Origin of the sequence: Halotalea alkalilenta, assembly GCF_001648175.1 — a bacterium.
GTDB classification, from domain to species: domain Bacteria; phylum Pseudomonadota; class Gammaproteobacteria; order Pseudomonadales; family Halomonadaceae; genus Halotalea; species Halotalea alkalilenta_A.
Map to the genome: position 1 here is coordinate 902529 of NZ_CP015243.1, position 25716 is coordinate 928244.

Genomic DNA, 25716 nt, shown 5'->3' on the forward strand with positions numbered 1-25716 from the left:
ACACTCGCATGGACAACAGCCGACACCTGTATGCCGATCTGATCTCGAGCGACCGCCCGGCCTTCGCGCTGAGCGATGAGGAACGCGAGGAGATCATCGAGGAGAAGGGCCACTACGAGAACCCGCGCGCGGCCTCGATCGAGGCGCTGAAGATCGTCCAGCATCATCGCGGCTGGGTGCCCGACGGCGCGATCCCGGCGATCGCCGAGCTGCTCGGTATCCCGGGCAGCGACGTCGAGGGGGTGGCGACCTTCTACAGCCAGATCTTCCGCCAGCCGGTCGGGCGTCACGTGATCAGGCTGTGCGACAGCATGACCTGCTACATCAACGGCTATGAAGCGATCCGCGAACGGATCAAGAGCGAGCTCGGCATCGTGCCCGGGCAGACCACCATGGATGAGCGTTTCACCCTGATTCCGGTGTGCTGCCTCGGCAATTGCGACAAGGGGCCGACGATGATGGTCGATGACGACACCCATAGCCACCTCGATGCCGAGACGCTGATGAGCGTGCTGGAGGCCTACAAATGAGTGCAACCACCCCCGTCAATCGCCGCCTGACCTCGTTCGGTACCGCCAATCTGATCGAGCGCGCTCCCGAGACCCACCCGCTGACCTGGCGGCTCAACGCCGACGCTTCGCCGATCTGGCTCGAGGAGTACCGGGCCAAGCAAGGCTATCTCGGCGCCAAGCGTGCGCTGACCGAGCTGACCCCCGAGGAGGTCGCCGCCGAGGTCAAGGAGGCGGGGCTCAAGGGGCGCGGCGGCGCCGGCTTCCCCGCAGGCGTCAAGTGGGGGCTGACCGCCAAGGGCGAGGGCGTTCCGCGTGGCTACCTGCTGTGCAATGCCGACGAGATGGAGCCCAACACCTACAAGGACCGCCTGCTGATGGAGCAGCAGCCGCACCTGCTGCTCGAAGGGATGATCGTCGCCGCCTACGCCAACCACTCCTATCGGGGCTACGTGTTCCTGCGCGGTGAGTACGTCGATGCGGCAAAGAGCCTGCGCCGCGCGGTGGCGGAAGCCCGCGAGGCGGGGCTGCTCGGGCGCGACATCTTCGGCAGCGGCTTCGACTTCGACATCTACGTCCATACCGGTGCCGGGCGCTATATCTGCGGCGAAGAGACCGCTTTGATCAACTCGCTCGAGGGGCGGCGCGCCAATCCCCGCGCCAAGCCCCCCTTCCCGGGCCAGTCCGGGGCCTGGGGCAAACCGACGGTGGTCAACAACGTCGAGACGCTCTGCGGGGTCTCCTCGATCATCCTCAACGGGGTCGAGTGGTACCACGGCCTCTGCCTGCCCGGTTCCGAGGACCACGGCACCAAGATGATGGGCTTCTCCGGCAAGGTGAAGAATCCGGGTCTTTGGGAGCTGCCGCTCGGTATCACCGCCCGCGAGGTGCTCGAGGAGTACGCCGGTGGGATGCGCGACGGCTGTACGCTCAAGGCCTGGCAGCCGGGCGGCGCCGGCACCGGCTTCCTGCTGCCCGAGCATCTCGATGCGCAGATGTACTCCGGCGGCATCGGCAAGGTCGGCACCCGCATGGGCACTGCGCTTTCGATGGCGGTCGACGACAGCGTCAGCATGGTGTCGCTGCTGCGCAACATGGAAGAGTTCTTCGCTCGCGAGTCGTGCGGGTGGTGCACGCCCTGCCGCGATGGCCTGCCCTGGACGGTGAAGATCCTGCGTGCGCTGGAGGCGGGCGAGGGCGAGCCGGGCGACGTCGAGCTGCTGCTCGAGCTGACCCGCAAGCTGGGTCCTGGCAAGACCTACTGCGCCCACGCACCGGGGGCGATCGAGCCGTTGGGCAGCGCGATCAAGTATTTCCGCGAGGAGTTCGAGGCCGGCATTCGCACGCCGAGCACGGCGAACGCTCCTCAGGAGCCCGTCGGCTCGGTGTGAGCAACGACGTGTGAACGGGCGGGGGCCTTGTCGACGTTCCGACGAAGGCTGACTCCAGAATCACAAAGGTTCGGGCGCGACCCGGACCCAGACCGGAAAGACTAGCCATATGGCCACTATCCACATCGACGGCAAGGACTACGAAGTCGACGGCTCGGACAACCTGCTCCAGGCCTGTCTGTCGCTCGGGCTCGACGTGCCCTACTTCTGCTGGCATCCGGCGCTCGGCAGCGTCGGCGCCTGCCGCCAGTGCGCGGTCAAGCAGTACCGGGACAAGGACGATACTCGCGGCATGCTGGTGATGTCGTGCATGACCGGGATCAAGGACGACAGCTACATCTCGATCGACGACGCGGAAGCGGTGGAGTTTCGCGAGAGCGTGATCGAGTGGCTGATGTCCAACCACCCCCACGACTGTCCAGTGTGCGAAGAGGGCGGCCACTGCCACCTCCAGGACATGACCGTGATGACCGGGCATGACCGCCGTCGCTACCGCTTCACCAAGCGTACCCACGAGAACCAGTACCTCGGTCCGTTCATCGCCCACGAGATGAACCGCTGCATCTCGTGCTATCGCTGCGTGCGCTTCTACAAGGACTACGCCGGCGGCACCGACCTCGGGGTATTCGGCGCCCACGACAACGTCTACTTCGGTCGTACCACCGATGGCGTGCTCGAGAGCGAGTTCTCCGGCAACCTCACCGAGGTCTGCCCGACCGGGGTGTTCACCGACCAGACCCACTCCGACCGCTATACCCGCAAATGGGACCTGCAGTTCGCCCCGAGCATCTGCCACGGCTGCTCCAGCGGCTGCAACATCAGCCCCGGCGAGCGCTATGGCGAGGTGCGGCGGATCGAGAACCGCTACAACGGCGCGGTCAACCACTACTTCCTCTGCGACCGCGGCCGCTTCGGCTACGGCTACGTCAACAATGCCGATCGCCCGAGACTCGCGCTGCTGCGCGATGCCGATGCCGAGGACGTCGACATCACGCTGTCGGTCGACGCCGCGCTCGATCGCGCCGCCGAACGGCTCAAGCGCGCCCGCCGGGTGATCGGCATCGGCTCGCCACGGGCGAGCCTCGAGAGCAACTACGCGCTGCGCGAACTGGTGGGCGTCGATAACTTCTCCACCGGGATCGAGGCCGGCGAGCTCGAACGCCTCGCGCTGATGCAGCGCATCCTCCGCGAGGGGGCGCTGCCGATTCCGACGCTGCGCGACATCGAGAGCCATGATGCGGTGGTGGTGCTGGGCGAGGACCTGACCCAGACCGCCGCCCGGGTCGCACTCTCGGTACGCCAGGCCGCCCAGGGGGGCGCCGTCTCCCTCGCCGCCGAACAGCGCATCCCCGAGTGGCACATCAACGCGGTCAATACCCTGGCCCAGGGGCGCAAGAACCCGGTCTATCTGGCGACGGTCGCCGAGACCAAGCTCGACGACATCGCCCGCGAGACCTTCCACGGCACCCCGGAGGAAATCGCCCGCTTCGGCTTCGCGCTCGCCCATGCGCTCGACGACTCAGCGCCGATGGTCGGCGATCTCGACGATGCGACCCTCGAGCTGGTGGGTGAGATCGCCAGTACCCTCAAGAGCGCCAAGCGGCCGCTGATCATCGCCGGTGAATCGCTGCGCTCGATCGCGGTGCTGCGCGCCGCCGCCAACCTCGCCCGCGCCTTCAACCAGGCGGGCCTCCAGGGCTCGTTGAGCCTGATCAGCGCGGAAGCGAACAGCACCGGGCTTGCGATGCTGGGGGGTGAATCCCTCGACTGGGCGCTGAAGACCCTTACCCGCCATGACGCCGACGCGGTGATCGTGCTGGAGAACGACCTCTACCGCCGGCTGCCGGCCAAGCGCGTAGACGAGGCGCTGGATGCCTGCGAGACGCTGCTGGTGATCGACCATCAGCCGACGCCGACCTGCCGGCGCGCCGATATCGTGCTGCCGGCGGCGACCTTCGCCGAGGGCGACGGTACCCTGGTCAGCTCCGAGGGCCGCGCCCAGCGCTTCTTCCAGGTCTACGACCCTTCCTACTATCGTCCCGACGACCAGACCCACGAGGCCTGGCGCTGGCTGCATGCGCTGCACACCACCATCGAGTCGCGTCCGATCGACTGGACCCAGCTCGACGAGGTCACCCGCGCCTGCGCCGAGAGCGTGCCGGTACTGGCCGGTATTACCGCCGCCGCACCGAGCGCATCGTTTCGGATCAAGGGGCAGAAGATCGCCCGCTCGCCGCACCGTTCGAGCGGACGCACCGCGATGCGCGCCAACATCAGCGTCAGCGAGCCGCGCCAGCCGCAGGATATCGATTCGGCGCTCGCCTTCTCGATGGAGGGCTACAGTGGCACCGCGTTCGCGCGCCAGCAGGTGCCGTTCGCCTGGGCGCCGGGTTGGAACTCGCCGCAGGCGTGGAACAAGTTCCAGGACGAGGTCGGTGGCAGCCTGCGCGCGGGCGATCCCGGCGTGCGCCTGATCGACCAGCCCGGCAGCCGCGACGAAGGCCGCCCGCTCGCCTACTTCAGCGAAGTGCCGAGCGCCTTCCAGCTCTATCACGACCGCTGGCAGGTGGTGCCGCTCTATCACCTGTTCGGCAGCGAGGAGACCAGCGCCAAGGCCAAGCCAGTGCAGGAGCGCATGCCCGAACCCTACCTGGCGCTCGGGATCACCGATGCCGAGGCGCTGGGCCTGAATCTGGACGCCAAGGTCAGGGTCAACATCGGCAAGCACGAACTGCTGCTGCCGCTCAAGATCTCGAGCCGGCTGCGGCGCGGCACCGTCGGCATCCCGCGCGGACTGCCCGATGTGCCGGTGGAGATCTTCGGTGAGTGGGCACGCCTCGAGCAGGAGGTGCGCGCATGAGTTGGCTCACCGGTGACGTGGTCGACATCGTCGTCGCGGTCATCCAGGCGATCGTGATCATGCTGGTCGCGGTGGTGGTCGGTGCGTTCATGAGCTTCGTCGAGCGGCGCATGCTCGGGCTCTGGCAGGACCGTTACGGTCCGAACCGGGTCGGTCCGTTCGGCCTGTTCCAGCTCGGCGCCGACATGTTGAAGATGTTCTTCAAGGAGGACTGGATCCCGCCGTTCGCCGACAAGCGCCTGTTCGTGCTGGCGCCGATGGTGTCGATGGGGACGATCATCCTCGCCTTCATGGTGATCCCGATCACCCCGACCTGGGGCGTGGCGGATCTGAACATCGGTCTTTTGTTCTTCATGGCGATGGCCGGGCTCAACGTCTATGCGGTGCTGTTCGCCGGCTACGCCAGCGCCAACAAGTACGCGCTGATCGGTGCGATGCGAGCCTCGGCCCAGACCATCTCGTATGAGGTGTTCCTCGGTCTGTCGCTGATGGGCGTGGTCGCGGTGACCGGCTCGTTCAGCCTGCGCGATATCGTCGAAGCGCAGGCCGGGCTCTGGTTCATCGTTCCGCAGTTCTTCGGCTTCGTCACTTTCCTGATCGCCGGCATCGCGGTCACCCACCGCCACCCGTTCGACCAGCCCGAAGCCGAGCAGGAGCTCGCCGACGGCTTCCATATCGAATACTCCGGGATGAAGTGGGGGATGTTCTTCGTCGGCGAGTACATCGGTATCACCCTCGTCTCGTCGCTGCTGGTGGTGCTGTTCTTCGGTGGCTGGCATGGGCCCTGGCTGCCCCCGTTCGTCTGGTTCGCACTGAAGACGCTGTTCTTCATGATGCTGTTCATCCTGCTGCGGGCCGCGCTGCCGCGACCGCGCTACGACCGGGTGATGAGCTTCGGCTGGAAGATCTGCCTGCCGCTGACATTGATCAACCTGCTGGTCACGGGCGTCGTGATCCTGCTCAACGCGCCGACGGGACAATGAGGGAAACGTCATGATCATCAAGCTATTGCATGGCACCTGGACCCAGCTGCGCACGGTGTGGATGGTATTCACCCACGCCTTCAGGAAGCGCGAGACGCTGCAGTACCCCGAAGAGAAGGTCTACCTGCCGCCGCGCTATCGTGGACGTATCGTGTTGACTCGCGATCCCGACGGCGAGGAGCGCTGCGTGGCCTGCAACCTCTGCGCGGTGGCCTGCCCGGTCGGCTGCATCTCGCTGCAAAAGGGGGAGAAGGAGGATGGGCGCTGGTATCCCGAGTTCTTCCGGATCAACTTCTCGCGCTGCATCTTCTGCGGGCTCTGCGAGGAGGCCTGTCCGACCTCGGCGATCCAGCTTACCCCGGACTTCGAGCTCGGCGAGTTCAAGCGCCAGGACCTGGTGTTCGAGAAGAAGGACCTGTTGATCTCGGGGCCCGGCAAGGACCACGACTACAACTTCTATCGCGTGGCGGGAATGGCGATCGCTGGCAAGCGCAAGGGCGAGGCCAAGAACGAGGCCCAGCCGATCAACGTCAAGTCGCTGCTGCCCTGACTACGACTAAGCACAGGTAAGGACAAGCCGTGGAATTCGCCTTCTATCTTTCCGCCGCGGTCGCGATCCTCGCGACCATTGGGGTGGTCACCGGGCTCAATCCGGTGCACGCGCTGCTCAATCTGATCGTCTCGCTGATCGCGATCGCGATGGTGTTCTTCTCCCTCGGTGCGCCCTTCGCCGGGATCCTCGAGATCATCGTCTACGCCGGCGCGATCATGGTGCTGTTCGTCTTCGTGGTGATGATGCTCAACCTCGGCGAGGTGGTGGTGGCGCAGGAACGCGCCTGGCTGAAGCCAGGGGTGTGGGTGTGGCCATCGATCATGGCAGGCGTGCTGCTGGGGCTTTTGATCGTCACCCTGCTGGTCGACTCGACCGGCTTCGGGATCAGCGGCGAGACCCAGACCCCGCAGGAGGTCGGCGCGCTGCTGTTCGGCCCCTACCTGCTGGCGGTCGAGCTCGCTGCCTTCCTGCTGCTCGCGGCGCTGGTCACCGCGACCCACGTCGGCCGCGACGAGAAGCGCGACGATGGCCGCGGGGAGGGGGTGAAATGAGCCTTATGCGCGATCTGAGCAAAGCCGCCGCAGAGCGGCATCGCAGGGGAGACAAGCAATGAGTTCGATATCCGCCTCGATACCCATGGAGCACGGTCTGATCCTGGCACTGATCCTGTTCGTGATCGGTGCCGCGGGGCTGCTGGTGCGGCGCAACATGGTGTTCGTGCTGATGTGCCTCGAGATCATGATGAACGCAGCGGCCCTGGCCTTCGTCGTCGCCGGTGCCGCCTGGGGGCAGCCAGACGGCCAGGTGATGTTCATTTTGATCATCACCCTCGCCGCGGCTGAAGCGAGCATCGGTCTCGCGCTGCTGATCCAGCTCCACCGTCGCTTCAAGACCGTCGATGTCGACGCCGTCAGTGGGATGAAAGGATGAACCTCTTATTTCTCGTCACGCTCTTCCCGCTGCTCGGCGCGGTATTGCTGGCCTGCTTCCGGCGCATGCCGGTCAATCTGGCGGCGACCATCGGGGTCGGTTCGATGGCGCTCGCCGCGCTGACCACCGCCTGGCTCGGGCTTGCATTCTTCGCCGCCGATCAGACCCCTTACGTCCAGCACCTGTGGAACTGGGTCGCGGTCGGCGACTTCCGGCTCGGCTTCGACTACCGCCTCGACGGTTTGTCGCTGACCATGCTCGGGGTGATCACCGGGGTCGGCTTCCTGATCCACCTGTTCGCCTCCTGGTACATGCGCGAAGACCTCAAGGACCAGACGGGCTACCTCTACACCCGCTTCTTCTGCTACATGAACCTGTTCGTGTTCAGCATGCTGGTGCTGGTGCTGGGCGACAACCTGATGCTGATGTTCCTCGGCTGGGAAGGGGTGGGACTCTGCTCGTATCTGCTGATCGGCTACTACTATCGTGGCGAGGCCAACGCCTGGGCTGCGTTCAAGGCGTTCATCATCACCCGTGTCGGCGACGTCTTCCTGGCGATCGGCATGTTCCTGATCTGGGTCCAGTTCGGCACCCTCGATATCCAGACCATCCTCGCTGAGGCGCCTTCGGTGCTGGCCGAGGGGGCGCTGCTCACCGAGGTCACCGCGCTGATGCTGCTCGGCGGCGCGGTCGGCAAGTCGGCCCAGCTGCCGCTGCAGACCTGGCTCGCCGACGCGATGGCCGGCCCCACGCCGGTGTCGGCGCTGATCCACGCGGCGACCATGGTCACCGCCGGGGTCTACCTGATCGCGCGCACCCACGTGCTGTTCGAGCTGGCGCCGTTCACCCTCGAGCTGGTCGGGGTGATCGGCATGGTGACGCTGCTGGTCGCCGGTTTCTCGGCGCTGGCGCAGACCGACATCAAGCGGGTGCTGGCCTACTCAACGATGAGCCAGATCGGCTACATGTTCCTCGCCCTCGGGGTGCAGGCCTATGACGCGGCGATTTTCCACCTGATGATCCATGCCTTCTTCAAGGCGCTTTTGTTCCTGGCCTCGGGCTCGGTGATCATCGCCTGCCACCATGAGCAGAACATCTTCAAGATGGGGGGCCTGGCCAAGCAGATTCCGCTCGCCTACGCCAGCTTCCTGGTCGGTGGGGCGGCGCTCGCGGCGCTGCCGATCGTCACCGCCGGCTTCTACTCCAAAGACGAGATCCTGTGGCTGTCGTTCGCAAGCGGCCACACCGTGCTGTGGCTCGGTGCGCTGTTCGGTGCCTTCATGACCTCGGTCTATACCTTCCGGATGATCTTCGTCGTCTTCCACGGCAAGGCCAACCTGCACGCCCACGCGCCGCAGGGCATCGCCCACCACCTGCCGCTGGTGGTGCTGATGGTGCTGTCGACCTTCGTCGGCACCCTGATCACGCCGCCGCTGGCGGGCGTGCTGCCCGAGCTCGAGATCGATGCCGGGCATGCCACCCAGATCGCCGTCGAAGTGCTCGCGGCAGTGGTGGCGATCGTCGGGGTCGGCATCGCCGCTGGCCTGTTCCTCGGCCGGCGCCGGCTGATGACGAGCTTGGTCGAAAGCGAGCAGGGTGGGCGAGTATGGCGCTTCCTGCACGGTGCCTTCGGCTTCGACACGCTCTACGACCGGCTGTTCGTCAAACCCTACCTGCTGATTGCAAGGCTGCACCGGGTCGATTGGATCAATGCGTTGATCAATCTCTTCCCGGGCTTGGCGAAGCTCGCCAACTACGGCCTTTCCGCTTCGCAGAATGGGCAGATGCGCGGCTATGCGGCAACGTTCGTCCTCGGCGCGACCATCGTCGTGGCGGCACTGGTGCTTGGTTGAATGCGCCTAAGGTCCGGCCCGAGAAGTCGACGAGCGAAGGCGAGACGCGGCGGGCATGGAAGAAAGAGCGGAGTTTATACGGATAAATGAGCATCTTGATGACATGCCCAACACAGTATCTTCGAGCGCAGTCGGTTTTCGGACGGACCGTAGAACAGGATAAGGAATCGACAACCCCATGATCCTCCCTTGGCTCGTACTGATCCCATTCATCGGCGGCCTGCTCTGCTGGCTGACCGAGAACATGGGCCTGAAGCTGCCCCGTTACATCGCATTGGCGAGCATGGCGCTGGTGCTCGTGCTGTCGCTCTGGCTATGGGCGACCGGCGACTACCAGCTCACCGCAGTGGGCGATTCGCCCTCCTGGTCCCACGAGTTCCGGATCGGCTGGATCGACCGCTTCGGCATCACCATCCACCTGGCGCTGGATGGTCTGTCGCTGGTGATGATCATGCTCACCGGCTTCCTCGGCGTGCTCGCCGTTGGCTGCTCGTGGAGCGAGATCACCAAGCGGGTCGGGTTCTTCCACCTCAACCTGATGTGGATCATCGGCGCCGTGGTCGGGGTCTTCCTCGCCATCGATCTCTTCTTGTTCTTCTTCTTCTGGGAAGTGATGCTGGTACCGATGTACTTCCTGATCGCGCTGTGGGGCCATAGCGGCTCGAAGGGCAACTCGCGGATTCGCGCGGCGATCAAGTTCTTCATCTACACCCAGGCGTCGGGCCTTTTGATGCTGCTGTCGATTCTCGGCCTGGTGTTCGCCCACTACTACCAGACCGGCATCTTCACCTTCGACTACCAGGTGCTGCTCGACACCCCGATCGGCGGCGCGCTCGGCATGGTGCTGATGCTCGGCTTCTTCATCGCCTTCGCGGTCAAGCTGCCGGTGGTGCCGCTGCACGGCTGGCTGCCCGATGCCCATGCCCAGGCGCCGACCGCGGGCTCGGTCGATCTCGCCGGGATCCTGCTCAAGACCGCCGCCTACGGCATGCTGCGCTTCGCCTTGCCGCTGTTCCCCGAGCAGTCGGCGATGTTCGCGCCGGTGGCGATGGCGCTCGGCCTGATCGGCATCTACTACGGCGCGGTGCTGGCCTTCTCCCAGACCGACATCAAGCGGCTGGTGGCCTGCTCGAGCATCTCGCACATGGGCTTCGTGCTGATCGCGATCTACTCCGGCAGCACCCTGGCGCTGCAGGGCGCGGTAGTGCTGATGGTCGCCCACGCCTTCTCGGCGGCGGGGCTGTTCATCATCTCAGGTCAGCTCTATGAGCGGCTGCATACCCGCGACATGCGCGAGATGGGGGGGCTGTTCGGGCGGATCGGTGCGCTGCCGGGCTTCGCCCTGGTGTTCGTGATGGCCTCGCTGGGCATCCCTGGCACCGGTAACTTCATCGGCGAGTTCTTGATCCTGTTCGGTGCCTTCGAGAGCGTGCCCTGGGTGGTGGTGATCGCAAGTGGCGGTCTGGTGCTTGCCGCGGTCTACTCGTTGGTGCTGATGCACCGGGTCTACTACGGAGCGCCGAAGGCGGACACTGCGCTGGAAGGGCTGCGTGTGCGCGAGACGCTGATGCTGGGGCTGCTGCTGGTGCTGCTGCTGCTCACCGGCTTCTTCCCGCAGCTGGTGCTCGATATCTCGGCCCAGTCGATGACCGAGGTCGCGCAGTGGTTCTCCGTTCCATCTTCGCTTCAATAGACTGAGCCGCCATGAATCTGACACTGACACATCTGTTCGCGATCCTGCCGCTGATCATCGTCGGCATCACGGTCGTCGTGGTCATGCTTTCGGCGGCCTGGCGTCGGCATCATTTCCTCAACGCCACCCTCACCGTGATCGGTCTCAACCTGGCGCTGGCCTCGGTGGTCTGGGTCTACTTCGCAGGCCAGGGCGCGGTGGCGCCTGACCTTGCGAACTCGGCGGTCGGCTTCCCGAGCCTGGTCACGCCGCTGGTGATGATCGACGGCTATGCGCTGTTCTACATGGCGCTGATCCTGGTCGCGGCGCTGGCCTGTTCGACCTTGGCCAATGCTTACCTCGAGGGGCTCGACGAGCACCGCGAGGAGTTCTACCTGCTGCTGCTGTCGTCGACGATGGGGGCGATGCTGCTGGTCTCGAGCATCCACATGGCCTCGCTGTTCCTCGGCCTCGAACTGATGTCGGTGGCGCTTTACGGCATGGCCGCCTACACCTTCAAACGTCGGGTTTCGCTCGAGTCGGGCATCAAGTACATGGTGCTCTCGGCGGTGGCCTCGTCGTTTTTGCTCTTCGGCATGGCGCTGCTCTACGCCGCCTACGGCACGCTCGAGTTCGCAAGCCTCGGCCTGCGCCTGGTGTTCGAGGATTCGGTCGGGATCTGGACCCTGATCGGCGTCGGCATGATGGTGATCGGGCTCGGCTTCAAGCTCTCGATCGTGCCGTTCCACATGTGGACCCCGGACGTCTACGAAGGCGCACCGGCGCCGGTTTCGGCCTTTCTCGCTACGGTCAGCAAGGTGGCGGTATTCGCGGTGCTGGTGCGCTTCATGATCATGTCGCCGACCTTCGACACCAAGCTGCATACGGTGATCGCGGTGCTCGCCGCGCTCTCGATGATCGTCGGTAACCTTCTCGCGCTCGGCCAGACCAACCTCAAGCGCCTGCTCGGCTACTCCTCGATCGCACACCTCGGCTACCTGCTCTCGGCGGTGGTCGCGCTGCGCGCTGGAGTGACCGATGGTGGTGGCGAGCTGAGCCTCACCGGCCAGCTGGTGCTCGAGACCTCCGGCATCTACCTGGTCACCTACGTGCTCACCACGCTGGGTGCGTTCGGTGTCGTGACGCTGGTATCGAGCCCGTCCCGTGGCCAGGACGTCGCCCAGCTGCACCACTTCCGCGGCCTGTTCTGGCGCCGGCCCTATCTGGCCGTGATCCTCACCTTCATGATGCTGTCGCTGGCCGGGATTCCCATGACCGCGGGGTTCATCGGCAAGTTCTACGTGCTGGCACTGAACATGAACGAGGAACTCTGGTGGCTCGCCGGCGCGGTAGTGCTGGGCAGCGCGATCGGCCTCTACTACTACCTGCGGGTAATGGTCTCGCTGTATCTTGCCGAGCCGGGTGAAATTCAGCGCGACGCCGCCCACGACTGGGGCCAGCGCTCCGGCGGGGTGATGGTGCTGATCGCCGCACTCCTCACCCTGCTGCTCGGGATCTACCCGCAGCCGCTGATCGATCTGGTCCAGGCCGCCTCGCCAGTCGGTTATTAAGACCAGTAGCAGCCAAGCCCCGGCCCGCGCATAGCGGGCCGGGAGGGCGATATCCCATTAATCGACCGCTTCATCGCTCGTTGACCAGGCAAAAATCCGGCCTCATCCCCCTGATTGATCTGTGCAGAATTGCCGTTCAGCGCCCCCTGTCGGGTGGTCGCTACCGGCCGCCCCGCCGCCGCTCATCGGTGATATTTACATGCGAAAAAAATCTTATAGCCTCAGCCGGCCCTCTGGTAGATTCCGGCGCTGAACTCGTGCGCCATCGGGTCAAAAATCGCCAGGACGGATTCAATGAATACAAGTAGTGTGCGCATCATCGACGGTGGCCTGGGGCGAGAGCTGGCCCGCAGCGGCGCACCGTTCAAGCAGCCGGAATGGTCGGCTTTGGCGCTCATCGAGGCCCCCTCCTTTGTGTCGCAGGCCCACCGCGCTTTTATCGACGCCGGTGCGCAGGTGATCACCACCAATAGTTACGCCGTGGTGCCCTTTCATATCGGCGAAGCGCGCTTCGAACACCTTGGCCTGGCGCTGGCCGAACTCTCAGGCCGTCTGGCCCGCGAGGCGGCCGACGGCGCCGCGCATCCCGTGCAGGTGGCCGGCTCGCTGCCACCTGCACTGGGTTCTTATCGTCCCGATCTGTTCGAGCCCGCGGCGGCGAGACGGATCCTCGAGGTGATCATCGCGGGACTCAGGCCCCATGTGGATATCTGGCTGGCTGAAACCCAGAGCGCCATCGCCGAGGTCGAGCTGGTGCGCGAAGTGCTGGGCGACGATCCCAGGCCTCTGTGGATCTCCTTCACCCTGGCCGATGAGCTGGTGCAGGGTAGGGCATCTCTTCGCAGCGGCGAGTCGGTCACCGCGGCGGCGCAGGCCGCCGAGCGTTTGCACGCCGAGGCGCTGCTGTTCAACTGCAGCCGTCCCGAGGTGATGGCCCCGGCGGTGGCCGAGGCCCGCGCCGCGACAGGGCTCGAACTGGGCGTCTATGCCAACGCCTTCGAGGCGGGGGACTCTACCGGCGGCGCCAATGTGGGGCTCAGCCGGCTGCGCGCTGATACCGATCCGCAGGGCTACCTGGAGTGGGCACGACAGTGGGTCGACCTGGGTGCCAGCCTGGTTGGCGGCTGCTGCGGTATTGGACCGGAACACATTGCCTGCCTGAGCGCTGCGTTCAAATCGCATCCGTCCAGCACCCGATAGGAACTTTCCGTTGATGATTTCACGCCGTCGCTTTATCGAAGGCGTCAGTGCCATGGGCATTGGCGCTGCGTTGGGTACTTCGCTGCCCTTTTCTTCCGCACAGGCCTCCCAGGGCGAAGGCGAGCCAAAAAAAGGCGGTCACCTGATCGTCGGGATCGATAATGCGTCGAGCAGCGACCGGCTTGATCCCGCTTTTTGGTTCGAGACCTACATGTATTTCGTCGGCAGTCAGCTGTTCAATAATTTGCTCGAGATCGACGAAAATGGCGCGCTGATTCCCTCCCTGGCGCGCGCCTGGGAGAGCCCGGATCGCGGTAAAAGCTGGGTGATCGACCTGCGCGAGGACGTGCTTTTCCATGACGGACGCAAGCTGACGGCAAGGGACGTCGTCTATTCGCTCAACTATCACCGCACGCCCGACTCAAGCTCTCCGGTCAAGGTCTACCTGGACCCGGTGACCGCGATCGAGGCGACCGGCAGCCACCAAGTGACCATTAGTCTGGCCGCGCCCGACGTCGATTTCGTCAGCCTGCTGGCCTCCGTGCACTTCGTGGTGACGGCCGAAAATGAGGATTTCGCCAAGGGCATCGGCACGGGCGCTTTCATTCTGGAGGACTTCCAGCCCGGAGTGCGTACCCTGGTCAGGCGCAATCCAGACCACTGGAACCCGGCGCGGGGCCACGTCGACTCGGTCGAGACGCTGGCCATGAATGACGCCACCGCCCGGGTAGCCGCGCTGGTCAGCGGTTCGGTGCAGCTTATCAACCGGGTCGAGAAACGTGTCGTCAGTCGGCTCGAAAGCATGCCCAATATCCGCCTTCTGCGCACCCGGGATAGTCAGATATTCACCCTGCCCGGGCTTTCCAATCAGGCGCCCTTCGACAATCTGGATGCACGCCTGGCGCTGAAGTACGCCATCGACCGGCAGCAGATCATCGACAACGTGCTGGGCGGCTACGCCAGCCTGGGTAATGACAACCCCGTCTTTCCCTCCAATGCCTATTTCGCCGCCGACCTGCCACAGCGGCCCTACGATCCGGACCGCGCGCGCTTCCATTGGCAGAAGGCGGGATTTTCAGGACCGCTGAGGCTTTCCGCGGCGGATGCCGGCTTTCCCGGCAGTGTCGATGCGGCGCAGCTCTACCAGCAGTCCGCGCGCCGGGCGGGGATCGAGCTGCAGGTCGAGCGGGTACCGGATGATGGTTATTGGGAAAACATCTGGCGCAAGCATGTGTTCGTCACCTCCAACTGGAGCAACCGTCCCAGCGCCGACGGCCTGCTGTCGATGGTATTCACCAGCGGCGCGGCCTGGAACGAATCGTTTTGGCAGGTGCCATCTTTCGACGCCCTGGTGAGCGCGGCCCGCGGCGAGGCGGATGAGCAGCGGCGCAGGCAGCTCTACCACGACATTCAAGAGGTTCTGGTCAACCAGAGCAGCACGATCATCCCGCTTTATGCCGACTCGCTGGATGCCAGCAGCGCCCGGGTCAAGGGTATTACCGCGACGCCAGGCTTTCCGCTCAGCGGCAATCGTGCCGCCGAGAAAGCCTGGCTAGAGGCATAGGCAAATGGTCAGCGCCTGGATCGACGCCGCCCGAAGGCCGCTGCCGAGGCTGATCGGTACGCGCTTGGCGCTGAGCCTGCTGATGCTGTTGGTGGTCTCCATGCTGATCTTTGCCGGCATCCAGCTGCTGCCGGGGGACGCTGCCAGCGCCATCCTCGGGCAGTCCGCCACGCCGGCTGCGCGTCAGCAGCTGGAGCTGCGGCTGGGGCTCGACCAGCCCGCGCTCTCACGCTATCTAAGCTGGCTGGGAGGCATGCTGCGTGGCGACTTCGGGGTGAGCTTCAGCAGCGGCCAGCCGATCGCCGCGACCCTTGCGTATCGGCTGAACAATACGCTGTTCCTGGCCGGCTGCACGGCGCTGATTGCGGTGCCCCTGGCGCTGCTGATCGGGCTTTGGTCGGCCCTCTACCGGGGGAGCATCTTGGATCGAGGGCTCAATGCCCTGACCCGGGCCGCGGTATCGCTGCCAGAGTTCTTTTCGGGCTATCTGCTGATTCTGGTCTTTGCCATCTGGCTCGGCTGGCTGCCAAGCAGTGCCGCGGTCTTCGGCGAGATGCCACTCTCCACCCGGCTCTACTTCATCGCGCTGCCCTGTTTCACCCTGATCCTGGCGGTGCTCGGGCACATGGCCAACATGACCCGGGCGGCGCTGTTGGCGATTCAACAGGAGAGCTACGTGGAGACCGCAAGGTTCAAGGGGCTCTCCCCCTGGTGCGTGCTCCGCTGCCATGTGCTGCCCAACGCCTGGCCGCCGATCATCAATGTGATCGTGCTGAATCTGGCCTATCTGATCGTCGGAGTGGTGATTGTCGAAAACGTCTTCGTCTATCCTGGTCTGGGCCAATACATGATCGATGGGATTAGCAAGCGCGACATTCCCGTGATCCAGGCCTGCGGCCTGGTCCTTGCCGCCGTCTATATCGCGCTCAACCTGCTGGCGGACCTGCTCTCGATACTGGCTAATCCTCGGCTGCGCCATGTCGATTAAGCATCTGACAGCCGCCGAGCTGGTCGCCGCCGCAGGGCTCTGCCTGTTCCTCGCCTGCACGCTGCTGGCGCCTTGGCTTGCGCCCTATCCGCCGGATCAGGTGGTCGGGTTCTCCTGGGCAGCCCCCTCCCAAAGCGCTTGGCTCGGGACGGACAACCTGGGCCGCGACCTGCTGTCGCGGCTGATCTGGGGCACGCGCATATCGCTGGTGGTGACCCTGGCCGCAGCGCTGATCGCCTTTGCCCTGGGGGTGCTGCTCGGCTTTATCGCCGGTTTGCGGGGGGGCTGGATCGATCAGCTGATTTGCCGCTGCAGCGACGTGGTGATGTCGATACCCACGCTGATCTGGGCGCTCATCGTCCTCTCCCTGCTGCCCAAGACGCTGCCGATGATCATCCTTGTGCTGGGGCTGATCGAAGCCAATCGCGTCATGCGCGTGGCCAGATCGTTGGCGATGGATATTTCCACCCAGGGCTTCGTCGAGGTGGCGCGGCTGCGCGGCGAGCGGCTGCGCTGGATCCTGTGGCGAGAGATTTTTCCCAATGCCCTGACGGTGCTGCTGGCCGAGTTCTCCATGCGCTTTATCTTCATCATGCTGTTTCTCTCCGCACTCTCCTTCCTCGGCCTGGGGATTCAGCCGCCGACGCCTGACTGGGGCGGACTCGCCCGCGAAAACAAAGACGGCATCATCTTTGGCATCTGGGCCGCGCTGCTGCCAGGTCTGGCGCTCGCCTGCCTGGCGGTGTGCATCAATGTCATCGTGGATGGGATACTGAGTCGGCGCTCGACGCCTGGTGCCAGGCCGCGCGTGCCGGGTCTGCCCGCGGCGCTGCCAGTATCGAGCGCGGTCGACGTGCAGGCGGCGGGTGCTGAAGGGGTGGGCGAGAAAAATGGCTGAACCGCTGTTACGGGTCGAGGCGCTGCACATCGTCGCTGCTGAAAACGACGCGCGTTCGGTGGTCGATCGGGTCTCTTTCACGCTCGAGAGCGGTGAGGTGCTGGGGCTGATCGGCGAGTCGGGGGCGGGCAAGTCGACCATCGGCCTCGCCGCCCTGGGCAGCTGCCGGCCAGGCATGCGCGTCGCGGGTGGAGTGGTGAGCTTTCGCGGCAGTGACCTGCTGCGCCTGGACGCGCGAGGGCTGCGCAGCCTTCGCGGCAGCAGGATCGCCTACGTCGCGCAGTCCGCCAGCGCCGCCTTCAATCCCGCCCTGCCGATCGGCGAGCAGGTCATCGAGGTGGCCTATCGCCACGGCCTGCTGCGCCGCGACCAGGCGCGGACCAAGGCGCTGGAGCTGTTCCGAGAGCTGGGCCTGCCGCAGCCGGAAACTTTCTACGCCCGCTACCCCCATCAGGTGTCGGGTGGCCAGCTGCAGCGCGCGATGATCGCCATGGCGCTGTGTGCGGGGCCGGAGCTTTTGATCTTTGACGAGCCGACCACGGCGCTGGATGTGACCACCCAGCTTGGGGTGCTGGCCGCGATCGCCGAGGTGATTCGCCGCTATGGGGTGGCGGCGATCTACATCAGCCACGACCTGGCGGTGGTCGCCCAGCTTGCGCAAAAGATCATGGTGCTGCGACACGGCCGCTGCGTGGAGTACGGCGATGTCGAGCAGGTCATTCAAGCGCCGCGCGCGGCCTATACCCGCGAGCTGCTCGCCGCCCAGGCGCCGAGCGCGCCGTTGGCGGCGCCCCTGGTGCTTGATCCGGAGCGGCCTGCGCGCCTGCTCGAGGTGGAGGGTGTCAGTCTCGACTATGCCAAACGCTCGGTGCTCAAGCAGGTATCACTTGGGCTGGAGGAGGGCAGCACGCTCGGCGTCATCGGCGAATCGGGTTCGGGTAAGTCGACGCTGGGCCGGGTGATCTGCGGTCTGCTCGGGCCGCGTCAGGGGCGCCTCAGGCTTGGGGGCGAGGCGCTGCCGGCCGGCCTCGATCAGCGCAGCCGCGAGCAGCTGCGCGCCGTTCAGCTGATTCACCAGTCGCCGGACAGCGCGCTCAACCCCAGGCAGAAGATCGGCCTGCAGATAGAGCGTGCACTGTGCTGTTTCACCACGCTGAGTGCGCCCCAGCGCCGGGCGAGGCTGCGCGAGTTGATGGCCCAGGTGGAGCTCGGGGTGGAGCTGCTCGAGCGCTATCCCGCCGGCCTCTCCGGCGGACAGAAGCAGCGGGTGTGCATCGCCCGCGCCCTGGCTGCCGAACCTAGGTTGATCGTCTGCGACGAACCGACCTCGGCGCTGGACCCGCTGGTCGCCCAGGGAGTGCTGGCACTCCTGCGCCGCGTACAGCGAGAGAGCGGGGTGGCCTATTTGTTCATTACCCACGATCTGGCGGTACTGCGCCAGATCGCCGATAGGGTAGCGGTGATCAAGGACGGTGATGTGGTGTACCAGGGAGCGCTCGAGGGGCTGTTGAACGATCCCCCTGATGGCTATATTCGCGACCTGCTCGGCGCGGTACCCGAGCTGCGCACCGGCTGGCTCGAGGAGCGGCTCAAGCGGCCCGCCGCCGGCGACAATGAGAACGTCGCCTAGCCTGAGTAATGAACAAAGGCCCCGGCCGCCTCGCCAGTCGGCTATTGAGACCAGCAGCAGCCGAGCCCCGGCCCGCATAGCGGACCGGGGCTCTTCTTTTCGGGCTAGCAGCTCTGGACCTGGACGCTATGGCGCAGCCGCAGGTGGGCGCGCAGCCGGCGAGCGAGGATGTCGACCGCGATGTTGAGCAGGGCGGTGATCAGGATCAAGACCATGGCGCGATCGAAACGGATCTCCTGGATCGCGCTGTTGACGAAGAAGCCAAGCGTGGCGATGCCGAGAATGCCGAGGATCGCGGTCTCGCGCATGATGATCTCCCAGCGGTAGAAGAGCAGCGCGAGGAAAGGGCCATAGAGCCTTGGGACGACTTCATAGGTATATCGGTCCAGCCCGCCGGGCGCGTCGGCGCGCAGCGTGATCTGGTTGCTGCGCTGGCCGAGCAGGTGGCCGATGATGCCGCCGTTGTGCAGCGCCAGTGCCACCACCGCCGGCAGCATCGAGGGGCCCCACATCTGCAGCAGGATGAAGGCGAGCAGGTACTCCGGGGTCGAGCGCAAAATCACCAGCAGCAGATGGCCCGCGGTGCCGCCCAGGCGGCCGGTGAAGTGCCGTGAGATCAGTGGGAACAGCAGCATCGCCAGGGCGCCTGTGAGCACCAGCGCGATCTGGGTCAGGACCAGGGTGTTCCAGATACCGGGCAGTGCCTGGTGCACGAGCAGGTCATTCAGCCACGGGCCGAGGCCGCTTGCGCCTTCACCCCTGCGCAGCGGCGCGGGAACGATGTCCTCGGTGAAGAACCGCGCCACGTTGTGCCACATGATCGGCATGCCGCTGCCGAGCAGGAAGGGCGCGGCGATCAGGTAGAACGGCAGCAGCCGCGGGCGAACCCAGAGCCTGATCGTCGCGATCAGCACATAGAACAAAATCAGCAGCGCCCCCACCGAGCCGTAGCGGCCCTGGGCGAACGAGGACTCGAGGTAGTAGCCGAGCGTCGGCAGGCCGACGAAGCCGAGCACCGCGCTGGAGCGTAGCCCGCACTCGAGGCGGTAGGAGGTGTAGCTGACCAGGTGAGGCCAGGCTTGGCTGATCCGGGTGAAGGCCAGCCCCGAGACCCAGCCGGTGCCATGGGGCAGCGTGCGCGCGGGGTGAGGGTCGGTCTCGTCGAGGATCTCGGCGTAGACCTTGGCGAAGATGCCCGCGTACGGGATGGCGATCGCCAGTACTCCGGTGAGCGGATGCAGGCCGAAGAATTGCAGGAAGATCAGCGCCCAGAACAGTTCATGGATGGCGCGCACGAACGCGCACAGGGTGCGCGTCAGCCGGTAGCGGAACGCCAGCGCCAGCAGCAGCCCCGCGCCGGCGCCCAGGGCCACTCCGGTGAAGGCGAACGCCAGCGTGCGCAGGATCGCCACGCCGACGAAATCCACCGCGGCGAAGTCCGGTTGCACCAGGCCGAGGAACAGCCTGGTCAGTTCGCGCCAAGGGTCGACGGTGGTGATCGACAGATCGGCGAACCACAGGCAGAGCAGGGCGAGTACGATGAAGCCCAGGGTGGTTCTGACGGTTGGCGAGTAGCGCATCCCGGGGCGTGCTCAGTAGAGCGCCAGCAGATCCCCGGCGCTGAGCCGGAGGCTGGGCTGGTCGATGGCGATGGTGCCGTCGCTGATGCCGATCACCCGGTCGCAAAAGCGCAGCGCCAGGTCCAGGTCGTGCATCGCCAGCACGGCGGTGGGATAGGCCTCGGTGAGCGCGGCCATCACCGTCTCGGCCTGCGGGCCGTCCAACGCCGAGACCGGCTCGTCGGCGAGCAGCACCGCGCCGGCCTGGAACAGCGCACGGCCCGCCGCGACCCGCTGGCGCTGGCCGCCGGAGAGTTCACCCGCGGGTGACCAGCACTTGTCCGCGATACCCAGGCGCGCCAGCAGCGGCGTGACCGCCTCGACGTCGCGCCTGAAAGGGCGGGCGAGGGTGATCAGGTTGTACCAGCCCGGATGGGTATGCAGGCGACCGATGAAGACGTTGTGGAACACCGTAAGGGTCGGTACCAGACCGAGCTCCTGGGGCAACAGGGCGACGCCCTGTTGCCGCCAGCGGTCGTGCATCAGGCCCAGCAGCGTCGACTTGCCGGCGCCGCTCTTGCCGACCAGCGCCACTCGCTCTCCGGGTACCAGGGTCAGGTCGAGCGGTCCGAGTACCGCACGGTCGCCGTAGCTGGCGGTCGCATCGCGCAGCGCCAGCTGGCTCATTCGTCGATCAGGCCCAGTTCAATGCCGGTTTCGCGGATGGGGGCGTAGTCCTCGTTGCTTGCCGGAATGAAGCCTTCACGCGGGAAGCTGGCCAACAGCTCAGGATCGTCCATATCGAGCAGGGCCTGGCGAACCCGGTCGGTGAAGCCTTCGCCGTAGCGTGCGTCGACATCGCCGCGAATGGACCACTGGTAGTCGGGGTAGGTCGGGGTCTGCCAGATCACCCGTACCGCCTCGGGATCGATGTTGCCGGCCTCGATCTCGTTTTCCCAGGCGGTGTAGTTCAGCGCGCCGAGCTGATAGGCGCCCGAGGCGACCAGCGAGGCGGTGCGGCTGTGGTTGCCGCTGTAGCCGACCCGGGAGAAGAGCTCATTTGGCGACTCGCCGAAGCGCTCGCGCAGGTAGTATTCAGGCATCAGGCGCCCGGAGGTCGAACCCATCGGGCCGAAGGTCAAGGTCATGCCGCGGATCTCGTCCGGAAGCGTTGGTGCCGGCTCGAGCCCTGTGCTGCGGTGGGCGACGAAGTAAGTGGTGAAGGCCGCATCTTCGACGCCCTGGGCGATCGCCTGCGAGCCGGGCACCCGCTCGCGGGCCTGTACCCCTGAGAGGCCGCCGAACCAGGCCAGCTGCACCTGGTCGTTGCGAAAGGCGGTGACTGCCGCCGCGTAGGAGTTCACCGGGATGAAGCGTACCTCTACATCGAGCTCCTCGGTGAGATAGTCGGCGACTTTCTGGAACCGCTCTTGCAGGCGTGTCTCGTCTTCATCGGGGATCGCGGTGAAGACGAAGGTGCTGGCCTGGGCCAGCGGGGTGGCGAGGAGCGCAAGGGCGAGGGCAGGGGCAAAGGCGAGACGACGAAGCATGAGCGGACGCAACCGTATGATGGACTAGGGGCGGCTTCATCCTAGTCGGTGAGTTTTAAGCTTGGCTTTCGACCGACGAGCATCGTGCGCAGCGGCGCTCGAAAGCCGGCCGGGACATCGTATCGCAGTGCAACGCATGGTCAGGGCATCGATAGACCAATGTCTGGCGCTGCAGCGCATTACCGCGTTCAGGCGGCATTCAACCAATGCTTCACCCAATGCTTTCACTCAATGCTTTCACCCAAGGAGACCACGTATGTCGCTGACCGAGGGGCGGCCCTGCATCGTGCCGGGCCTGCGTGGCAGGGTACTGCTGATGCGCCATGCGCACAGCGAGGCCAACGCTGCCGGATTGATCATCAGCGATCCGCGGGTCGCGGTGGCCCACTATGGGCTTTCCGAGCGGGGACGGGCGCAGCTCGACAGCCGGCTCGATGGGTGGCGCTGGCCGGTGCCTAACCGCATCGTCCACTCGCCGTTCAGGCGCACGCTGGAAACCGCGCGGACGGTGGCGAAGCGATTCGAGCTCGCGATTCGAGCTGACGAGGCGCTGCGCGAGCGCGGCTTCGGGGAGCTCGAGGGCGGCCCTGACGCTCGCTATGGTGAGATATGGGCGCGCGATGCCTTGGACGCTTCCCATCGCGACTTCGGGGTCGAAAGCCTCGAGGCGGTGGCGACGAGGATGCGCGCGGCGCTCGAGCGGTGGGATGCGGCGTCCTCGCCTGCGACCACGCTGCTGGTGGTGAGCCACGGCGATCCATTGTCGATCCTGCTCGCTTCGCTGCTGGGTACGCCGCTCGGTGAGCATCGCACGCTCGCGCCGCTGGCGCCCGCGGGCGTGATCGAGCTGCTGCCCTGCGCTTGACACCCGAGCGGGGTTAATCGCTTGCCTTGGGTGCCACCCTATTGGCGTGAGTGCAACCCGGAAGGGTCATTGAGTAGTACCTTGGAGTAGTACCTTGGTATGGGCGAGGCGCTGAGCGGTCGCACCAAGTTGGTTCGTCGGCTAACATGCGCGGTCTCAAGAATCGCTTCGTCTTCGCCGGCGTGCCTGCGCCAGCGAGACGAACAGCCAGCTTCGCGGAATGCCCGACGATGAAAGAAACCCGCAGCGCGGTCGAGCAGGACCGCACCTTCGAACACTGCGCCCCCGCCGCGCTCGACCGGCGTGACGTGCATTGGATTCTCGGTCTCTACGGCACGGCGGTCGGCGCAGGGACGTTGTTTTTGCCGATCAACGCAGGAATCGGAGGGTTCTGGCCGCTGCTGATGATCGGGCTGCTCGCCTTTCCGATCACCTTCTTCGCCCACCGTGGCTTGACCCGCTTCGTGCTCTCCGGCGCCGAAGCAGGGGACGTCGACATCACCGACACGCTCAAGCGCCACTTCGGTGCTGCCCTCGGGCGGGCGGTGACGCTGCTCTATTTCTTCGCGATCTTCCCGATCCTGCTGGTCTATAGCGTGGCGATCACCAACACCGTGCAGAGTTTCATCGAGCACCAGCTGGGCCTGAGCGCGCCGCCGCGCGCTTGGCTGGCCGCGATGCTGATCGCCTCGCTGGTGCTGGTCGCGCGCGGCGGCCAGCAGCTGATCCTGCGTGCGATGAGCATGCTGGTCTATCCGTTCATCGCCGCGCTGATCGCACTGGCGCTGTTTTTGATCCCGCATTGGGATGGCGCTTTTCTCGCTTCCGCCGGCGCCCCGATCGACTTCGGTGGAATGTCGCTGACCCTGTGGCTGGCGGTGCCGGTGATGGTGTTCTCGTTCAACCACTCGCCGATGATCTCGGCCTTCGCCGTCGGCCAGCATCGCCGCTATGGCGCGGCAGCCTCCCAGCGCTCATCGCGGCTGCTGGCGATCGCCCATCTGATGATGGTGGTCACGGTGATGTTCTTCGTGCTCAGCTGCGTGATGACCTTGACCCCTGCCGATCTCGCCGCGGCCAAGGCACAGAATGTGTCGATCCTGTCCTATCTCGCCAATCGCCTCGATACTCCGTTGATAGCGCTGGCCGCGCCGCTGATCGCCTTCATCGCCATCGGCAAGTCGTTTCTCGGCCACTACATCGGCGCGCGGGAGGGCCTGCGTGGCCTGCTGGGCGGGCGCCATGCGCGCGGGCTAAGACGGACGTTCGAATGGGGCAGCGCGCTCGGGATCGCCGCGGTCTGCTGGGGTGTCGCGACGCTGGACCCTAGCATTCTCGGCCTGATCGAGGGGCTTGGTGGTCCGGTGATCGCGGCGCTTTTGTTTTTGATGCCGATGATCGCGATCGCCACCGTACCGGCGCTGGCTCGCTATCGCCGAGCCCCCTCCAACCCTTTCGTGGTCGCGGTCGGGGTGGTGGCGATCTCGGCCACGCTCTATGGCCTGTTCGGCTGAGCGGCGGCGGCCGGATGACTCAGACCAGGACTGTCTTGGGCGGCGGTATCCAGATGTCGGAGGCCTCGTCGAGCGCGACGGCGCAGGCTTCGGGCAGCTCGATCTCGGCGGCGACCGGCAGGTGGTCGGAGAATAGCTGGTCGAGCACGCTGTACTGGCGCACGGTCAGGGTGCTCGAGATCAGGATGTGGTCGAGCGCACGCTTGGGCTGCCAGGCCGGATAGCTCAGCAGCGCTTCGAGCGGCTGGAGATCGAGGGACTCGAAGAAGCGCGGATGCTTGCGCATCTGCTCGACGGTGCAATTGAGATCGCCCATCAGCACCACATGGCGCAGCGGTGAGATCAGCTCGCTGAGGTAGTCGAGCTGGCGGGCCTGGGTCTTGGCGCCCAGCGCCAGGTGGGCGACGAACACGTGCAAGGCGTCGTCACCGATACCGAAGCGTGCGTGTATCGCACCTCGCCCCGGCGGCCCCGGCAGGCGGTGGTTCTCCACCCGTGCCGCGGGCAGGCGGCAGAGCAGCCCGTTGCTGTGCTGCGCGAGCCGGCCGAGGTTGCGGTTGAGCTGCTGGAAGCGATAGGGCATGTCGGCGCGGCCAGCCAGATAGTCGATCTGGTTGATGTTGCCGGAGCGAAAGCTGCCGCCGTCGACCTCCTGCAGCGCGACCAGGTCGTAGCCGCGCAGCAGCTCGCCGATCAACTCCAGGCGCTTGCTGCGCTTGGCGTTGGGCAGGAAGTGTTGCCAGCCGTTGGTGAGATACTGGTAGTAAGCCCGGGTGCTGATGCCGACCTGGAGATTGAAGGTCATCAGCTTGATCCTGCGAGGAGCCGGTGCCGCCTGGATGCTCGTGCTCGTCTGGCGTGAAGGACCGGCTTCCTTGCGTGCGTCGTTCAACTCGATCGATCCTCCTGGCTGCCAGCGGTCGGCGGCCGCGCCGCCGACCGCGTGGTTCAATTCGAAGCCTGCTCGCTGCGCACCCGTTCGATTACCTGATCGGCGACGGTGAGCATGTTGGTCAAGCCGCCCGCGGTGCTCGGAGTGATCACGTAGGTGCCGTCGATGACGATCGCCGGTACGCCCATCAGCTGGTAGGCGCGCATTTCGGCATGCGCCTGGTTGACCTGGCTCTTGACCCCGAACGACTCCAGCGTCTCCTGGGCCTGCTGCTCGCTGACCCCGTAATCAGCATAGAATTTGGCGATCGCAGCGTCACTGTCCAGCGGCTGGCCGTTTTTATGGATCGCATCGAAGAACGGCTTGTGGGTCTGATCGAGGATGCCGAGATCCTCTGCCGTGTAGTAGGCGCGGGCGTGGGTCACCCAGTTGCGCCCCATGGTGCCGGGCAGGCGCTCGACATCGACGTCCTCGGGCTGTTCGCTCGCCCACTGCTCGAAGTCGGGCTCCAGCGAATAGCAATGGGGGCAGCCATACCAGAACACTTCCTGGACCAGGACCTTGCCGTCGGCGGTGTCATGGCTGACCGGCTGGTCGAGTACCGTGTAGCCCGGGTTCGATTGGGCGCTCGCGGTGGCGGCGATTGTGCTCAGGCCGGCGGCGAAGGCGATGGTCGCCAGTTTCTTCAGCATTGCTCTCGTTCTCCTGATGATGGACATCCTCGCGCTGGCTGC

22 protein-coding genes are annotated in these 25716 nt (G+C 65.5%); 17 read left to right on the forward strand and 5 right to left on the reverse strand.

What is annotated here, in order from left to right:
* Window positions 1–8 precede the first annotated feature (8 nt).
* From nuoE to A5892_RS04065, 15 genes are all read left to right on the forward strand, one after another.
* Window positions 9–530, forward strand: coding sequence for an NADH-quinone oxidoreductase subunit NuoE (nuoE, locus tag A5892_RS03995; RefSeq protein ID WP_064121702.1), 522 nt, complete (start codon window positions 9–11; stop codon window positions 528–530).
* On the forward strand, window positions 527–1900 hold the full coding sequence (gene nuoF, locus A5892_RS04000; RefSeq protein ID WP_064121703.1) for an NADH-quinone oxidoreductase subunit NuoF: 1374 nt from the start codon (window positions 527–529) through the stop codon (window positions 1898–1900). Before nuoE ends, nuoF begins: the two co-directional genes overlap by 4 nt.
* Before the next feature lie 109 nt (window positions 1901–2009).
* Complete coding sequence (nuoG, locus tag A5892_RS04005; protein WP_064121704.1) at window positions 2010–4760, forward strand: NADH-quinone oxidoreductase subunit NuoG; 2751 nt, start codon at window positions 2010–2012, stop codon at window positions 4758–4760.
* On the forward strand, window positions 4757–5743 hold the full coding sequence (gene nuoH, locus A5892_RS04010; RefSeq protein ID WP_064121705.1) for an NADH-quinone oxidoreductase subunit NuoH: 987 nt from the start codon (window positions 4757–4759) through the stop codon (window positions 5741–5743). Before nuoG ends, nuoH begins: the two co-directional genes overlap by 4 nt.
* Window positions 5744–5753: 10 nt before the next feature.
* Window positions 5754–6293, forward strand: a complete 540-nt coding sequence (nuoI, locus tag A5892_RS04015; RefSeq protein ID WP_064121706.1) for an NADH-quinone oxidoreductase subunit NuoI — start codon at window positions 5754–5756, stop codon at window positions 6291–6293.
* Between the two features lie 29 nt (window positions 6294–6322).
* Window positions 6323–6847: an NADH-quinone oxidoreductase subunit J gene (nuoJ, locus tag A5892_RS04020; protein ID WP_064121707.1), complete on the forward strand. Its 525-nt coding sequence runs from the start codon at window positions 6323–6325 to the stop codon at window positions 6845–6847.
* Window positions 6848–6905: 58 nt separating this feature from the next.
* Window positions 6906–7226: an NADH-quinone oxidoreductase subunit NuoK gene (gene nuoK / locus A5892_RS04025; RefSeq protein ID WP_064121708.1), complete on the forward strand. Its 321-nt coding sequence runs from the start codon at window positions 6906–6908 to the stop codon at window positions 7224–7226.
* On the forward strand, window positions 7223–9079 hold the full coding sequence (gene nuoL / locus A5892_RS04030; RefSeq protein WP_064121709.1) for an NADH-quinone oxidoreductase subunit L: 1857 nt from the start codon (window positions 7223–7225) through the stop codon (window positions 9077–9079). The genes nuoK and nuoL overlap by 4 nt, the downstream gene beginning before the upstream one ends.
* 178 nt (window positions 9080–9257) lie before the next feature.
* The gene (nuoM, locus tag A5892_RS04035; RefSeq protein WP_064121710.1) at window positions 9258–10772 is read left to right on the forward strand and encodes an NADH-quinone oxidoreductase subunit M; all 1515 of its coding nucleotides are present in this window, start codon (window positions 9258–9260) and stop codon (window positions 10770–10772) included.
* Window positions 10773–10783: 11 nt separating this feature from the next.
* Window positions 10784–12322 carry an NADH-quinone oxidoreductase subunit NuoN gene (gene nuoN / locus A5892_RS04040; RefSeq protein WP_064121711.1) on the forward strand — a complete coding sequence of 513 codons (1539 nt, stop codon included), beginning with the start codon at window positions 10784–10786 and terminating at the stop codon, window positions 12320–12322.
* Window positions 12323–12616: 294 nt separating this feature from the next.
* Window positions 12617–13522, forward strand: coding sequence for a homocysteine S-methyltransferase family protein (locus A5892_RS04045; protein ID WP_064121712.1), 906 nt, complete (start codon window positions 12617–12619; stop codon window positions 13520–13522).
* Between the two features lie 13 nt (window positions 13523–13535).
* Window positions 13536–15086, forward strand: coding sequence for an ABC transporter substrate-binding protein (locus tag A5892_RS04050; protein ID WP_064121713.1), 1551 nt, complete (start codon window positions 13536–13538; stop codon window positions 15084–15086).
* A gap of 4 nt (window positions 15087–15090) precedes the next feature.
* Entirely contained in the window at window positions 15091–16074 is a 984-nt protein-coding gene (locus tag A5892_RS04055; RefSeq protein WP_064121714.1) for an ABC transporter permease, read from the forward strand.
* Window positions 16064–16972: an ABC transporter permease gene (locus A5892_RS04060; RefSeq protein ID WP_064121715.1), complete on the forward strand. Its 909-nt coding sequence runs from the start codon at window positions 16064–16066 to the stop codon at window positions 16970–16972. Before A5892_RS04055 ends, A5892_RS04060 begins: the two co-directional genes overlap by 11 nt.
* On the forward strand, window positions 16965–18602 hold the full coding sequence (locus A5892_RS04065; RefSeq protein ID WP_064121716.1) for an ABC transporter ATP-binding protein: 1638 nt from the start codon (window positions 16965–16967) through the stop codon (window positions 18600–18602). Before A5892_RS04060 ends, A5892_RS04065 begins: the two co-directional genes overlap by 8 nt.
* 104 nt (window positions 18603–18706) lie before the next feature.
* Here the strand turns inward: A5892_RS04065 and A5892_RS04070 are convergent, their stop codons facing one another.
* From A5892_RS04070 to A5892_RS04080, 3 genes are read right to left on the reverse strand one after another with little or no spacing between them, the layout of a single operon-like run.
* The gene (locus A5892_RS04070) at window positions 18707–20182 is read right to left on the reverse strand and encodes a PhnE/PtxC family ABC transporter permease (RefSeq protein WP_064121717.1); all 1476 of its coding nucleotides are present in this window, start codon (window positions 20180–20182) and stop codon (window positions 18707–18709) included.
* 12 nt (window positions 20183–20194) lie between these two features.
* Window positions 20195–20848, reverse strand: a complete 654-nt coding sequence (locus tag A5892_RS04075; RefSeq protein WP_064121718.1) for an ATP-binding cassette domain-containing protein — start codon at window positions 20846–20848, stop codon at window positions 20195–20197.
* Window positions 20845–21711, reverse strand: coding sequence for a putative selenate ABC transporter substrate-binding protein (locus A5892_RS04080; protein ID WP_064124289.1), 867 nt, complete (start codon window positions 21709–21711; stop codon window positions 20845–20847). Before A5892_RS04080 ends, A5892_RS04075 begins: the two co-directional genes overlap by 4 nt.
* 256 nt (window positions 21712–21967) lie before the next feature.
* On the opposite strand from A5892_RS04080, the gene A5892_RS04085 reads away from it, so the two are divergent.
* Window positions 21968–22576 carry a histidine phosphatase family protein gene (locus tag A5892_RS04085; protein WP_082890265.1) on the forward strand — a complete coding sequence of 203 codons (609 nt, stop codon included), beginning with the start codon at window positions 21968–21970 and terminating at the stop codon, window positions 22574–22576.
* Between the two features lie 230 nt (window positions 22577–22806).
* Window positions 22807–24090 carry a hypothetical protein gene (locus tag A5892_RS04090; protein WP_064121719.1) on the forward strand — a complete coding sequence of 428 codons (1284 nt, stop codon included), beginning with the start codon at window positions 22807–22809 and terminating at the stop codon, window positions 24088–24090.
* 19 nt (window positions 24091–24109) lie between these two features.
* On the opposite strand, the gene A5892_RS04095 is transcribed toward A5892_RS04090, so the two are convergent.
* Both A5892_RS04095 and A5892_RS04100 read right to left on the reverse strand, forming a co-directional pair.
* On the reverse strand, window positions 24110–24895 hold the full coding sequence (locus A5892_RS04095; RefSeq protein WP_064124291.1) for an endonuclease/exonuclease/phosphatase family protein: 786 nt from the start codon (window positions 24893–24895) through the stop codon (window positions 24110–24112).
* A gap of 143 nt (window positions 24896–25038) precedes the next feature.
* A complete protein-coding gene (locus A5892_RS04100) occupies window positions 25039–25674 on the reverse strand; it encodes a thiol:disulfide interchange protein DsbA/DsbL (RefSeq protein WP_064121720.1) in 636 nt (211 codons plus the stop codon).
* Window positions 25675–25716: the final 42 nt, after the last annotated feature.

Excerpts from the sequence above, each read along its gene's own strand:
- nuoE (WP_064121702.1), top strand. The coding sequence starts at position 9 with ATGGACAACAGCCGACACCTGTATGCCGATCTGATCTCGAGCGACCGC.
- nuoF (WP_064121703.1), top strand. The coding sequence starts at position 527 with ATGAGTGCAACCACCCCCGTCAATCGCCGCCTGACCTCGTTCGGTACC.
- nuoG (WP_064121704.1), top strand. The coding sequence starts at position 2,010 with ATGGCCACTATCCACATCGACGGCAAGGACTACGAAGTCGACGGCTCG.
- nuoH (WP_064121705.1), top strand. The coding sequence starts at position 4,757 with ATGAGTTGGCTCACCGGTGACGTGGTCGACATCGTCGTCGCGGTCATC.
- nuoI (WP_064121706.1), top strand. The coding sequence starts at position 5,754 with ATGATCATCAAGCTATTGCATGGCACCTGGACCCAGCTGCGCACGGTG.
- nuoK (WP_064121708.1), top strand. The coding sequence starts at position 6,906 with ATGAGTTCGATATCCGCCTCGATACCCATGGAGCACGGTCTGATCCTG.
- nuoL (WP_064121709.1), top strand. The coding sequence starts at position 7,223 with ATGAACCTCTTATTTCTCGTCACGCTCTTCCCGCTGCTCGGCGCGGTA.
- nuoM (WP_064121710.1), top strand. The coding sequence starts at position 9,258 with ATGATCCTCCCTTGGCTCGTACTGATCCCATTCATCGGCGGCCTGCTC.
- nuoN (WP_064121711.1), top strand. The coding sequence starts at position 10,784 with ATGAATCTGACACTGACACATCTGTTCGCGATCCTGCCGCTGATCATC.
- A5892_RS04045 (WP_064121712.1), top strand. The coding sequence starts at position 12,617 with ATGAATACAAGTAGTGTGCGCATCATCGACGGTGGCCTGGGGCGAGAG.
- A5892_RS04050 (WP_064121713.1), top strand. The coding sequence starts at position 13,536 with ATGATTTCACGCCGTCGCTTTATCGAAGGCGTCAGTGCCATGGGCATT.
- A5892_RS04055 (WP_064121714.1), top strand. The coding sequence starts at position 15,091 with ATGGTCAGCGCCTGGATCGACGCCGCCCGAAGGCCGCTGCCGAGGCTG.
- A5892_RS04060 (WP_064121715.1), top strand. The coding sequence starts at position 16,064 with ATGTCGATTAAGCATCTGACAGCCGCCGAGCTGGTCGCCGCCGCAGGG.
- A5892_RS04065 (WP_064121716.1), top strand. The coding sequence starts at position 16,965 with ATGGCTGAACCGCTGTTACGGGTCGAGGCGCTGCACATCGTCGCTGCT.
- A5892_RS04070 (WP_064121717.1), bottom strand. The coding sequence starts at position 20,182 with ATGCGCTACTCGCCAACCGTCAGAACCACCCTGGGCTTCATCGTACTC.
- A5892_RS04075 (WP_064121718.1), bottom strand. The coding sequence starts at position 20,848 with ATGAGCCAGCTGGCGCTGCGCGATGCGACCGCCAGCTACGGCGACCGT.
- A5892_RS04080 (WP_064124289.1), bottom strand. The coding sequence starts at position 21,711 with ATGCTTCGTCGTCTCGCCTTTGCCCCTGCCCTCGCCCTTGCGCTCCTC.
- A5892_RS04085 (WP_082890265.1), top strand. The coding sequence starts at position 21,968 with ATGTCGCTGACCGAGGGGCGGCCCTGCATCGTGCCGGGCCTGCGTGGC.
- A5892_RS04090 (WP_064121719.1), top strand. The coding sequence starts at position 22,807 with ATGAAAGAAACCCGCAGCGCGGTCGAGCAGGACCGCACCTTCGAACAC.
- A5892_RS04095 (WP_064124291.1), bottom strand. The coding sequence starts at position 24,895 with ATGACCTTCAATCTCCAGGTCGGCATCAGCACCCGGGCTTACTACCAG.
- A5892_RS04100 (WP_064121720.1), bottom strand. The coding sequence starts at position 25,674 with ATGCTGAAGAAACTGGCGACCATCGCCTTCGCCGCCGGCCTGAGCACA.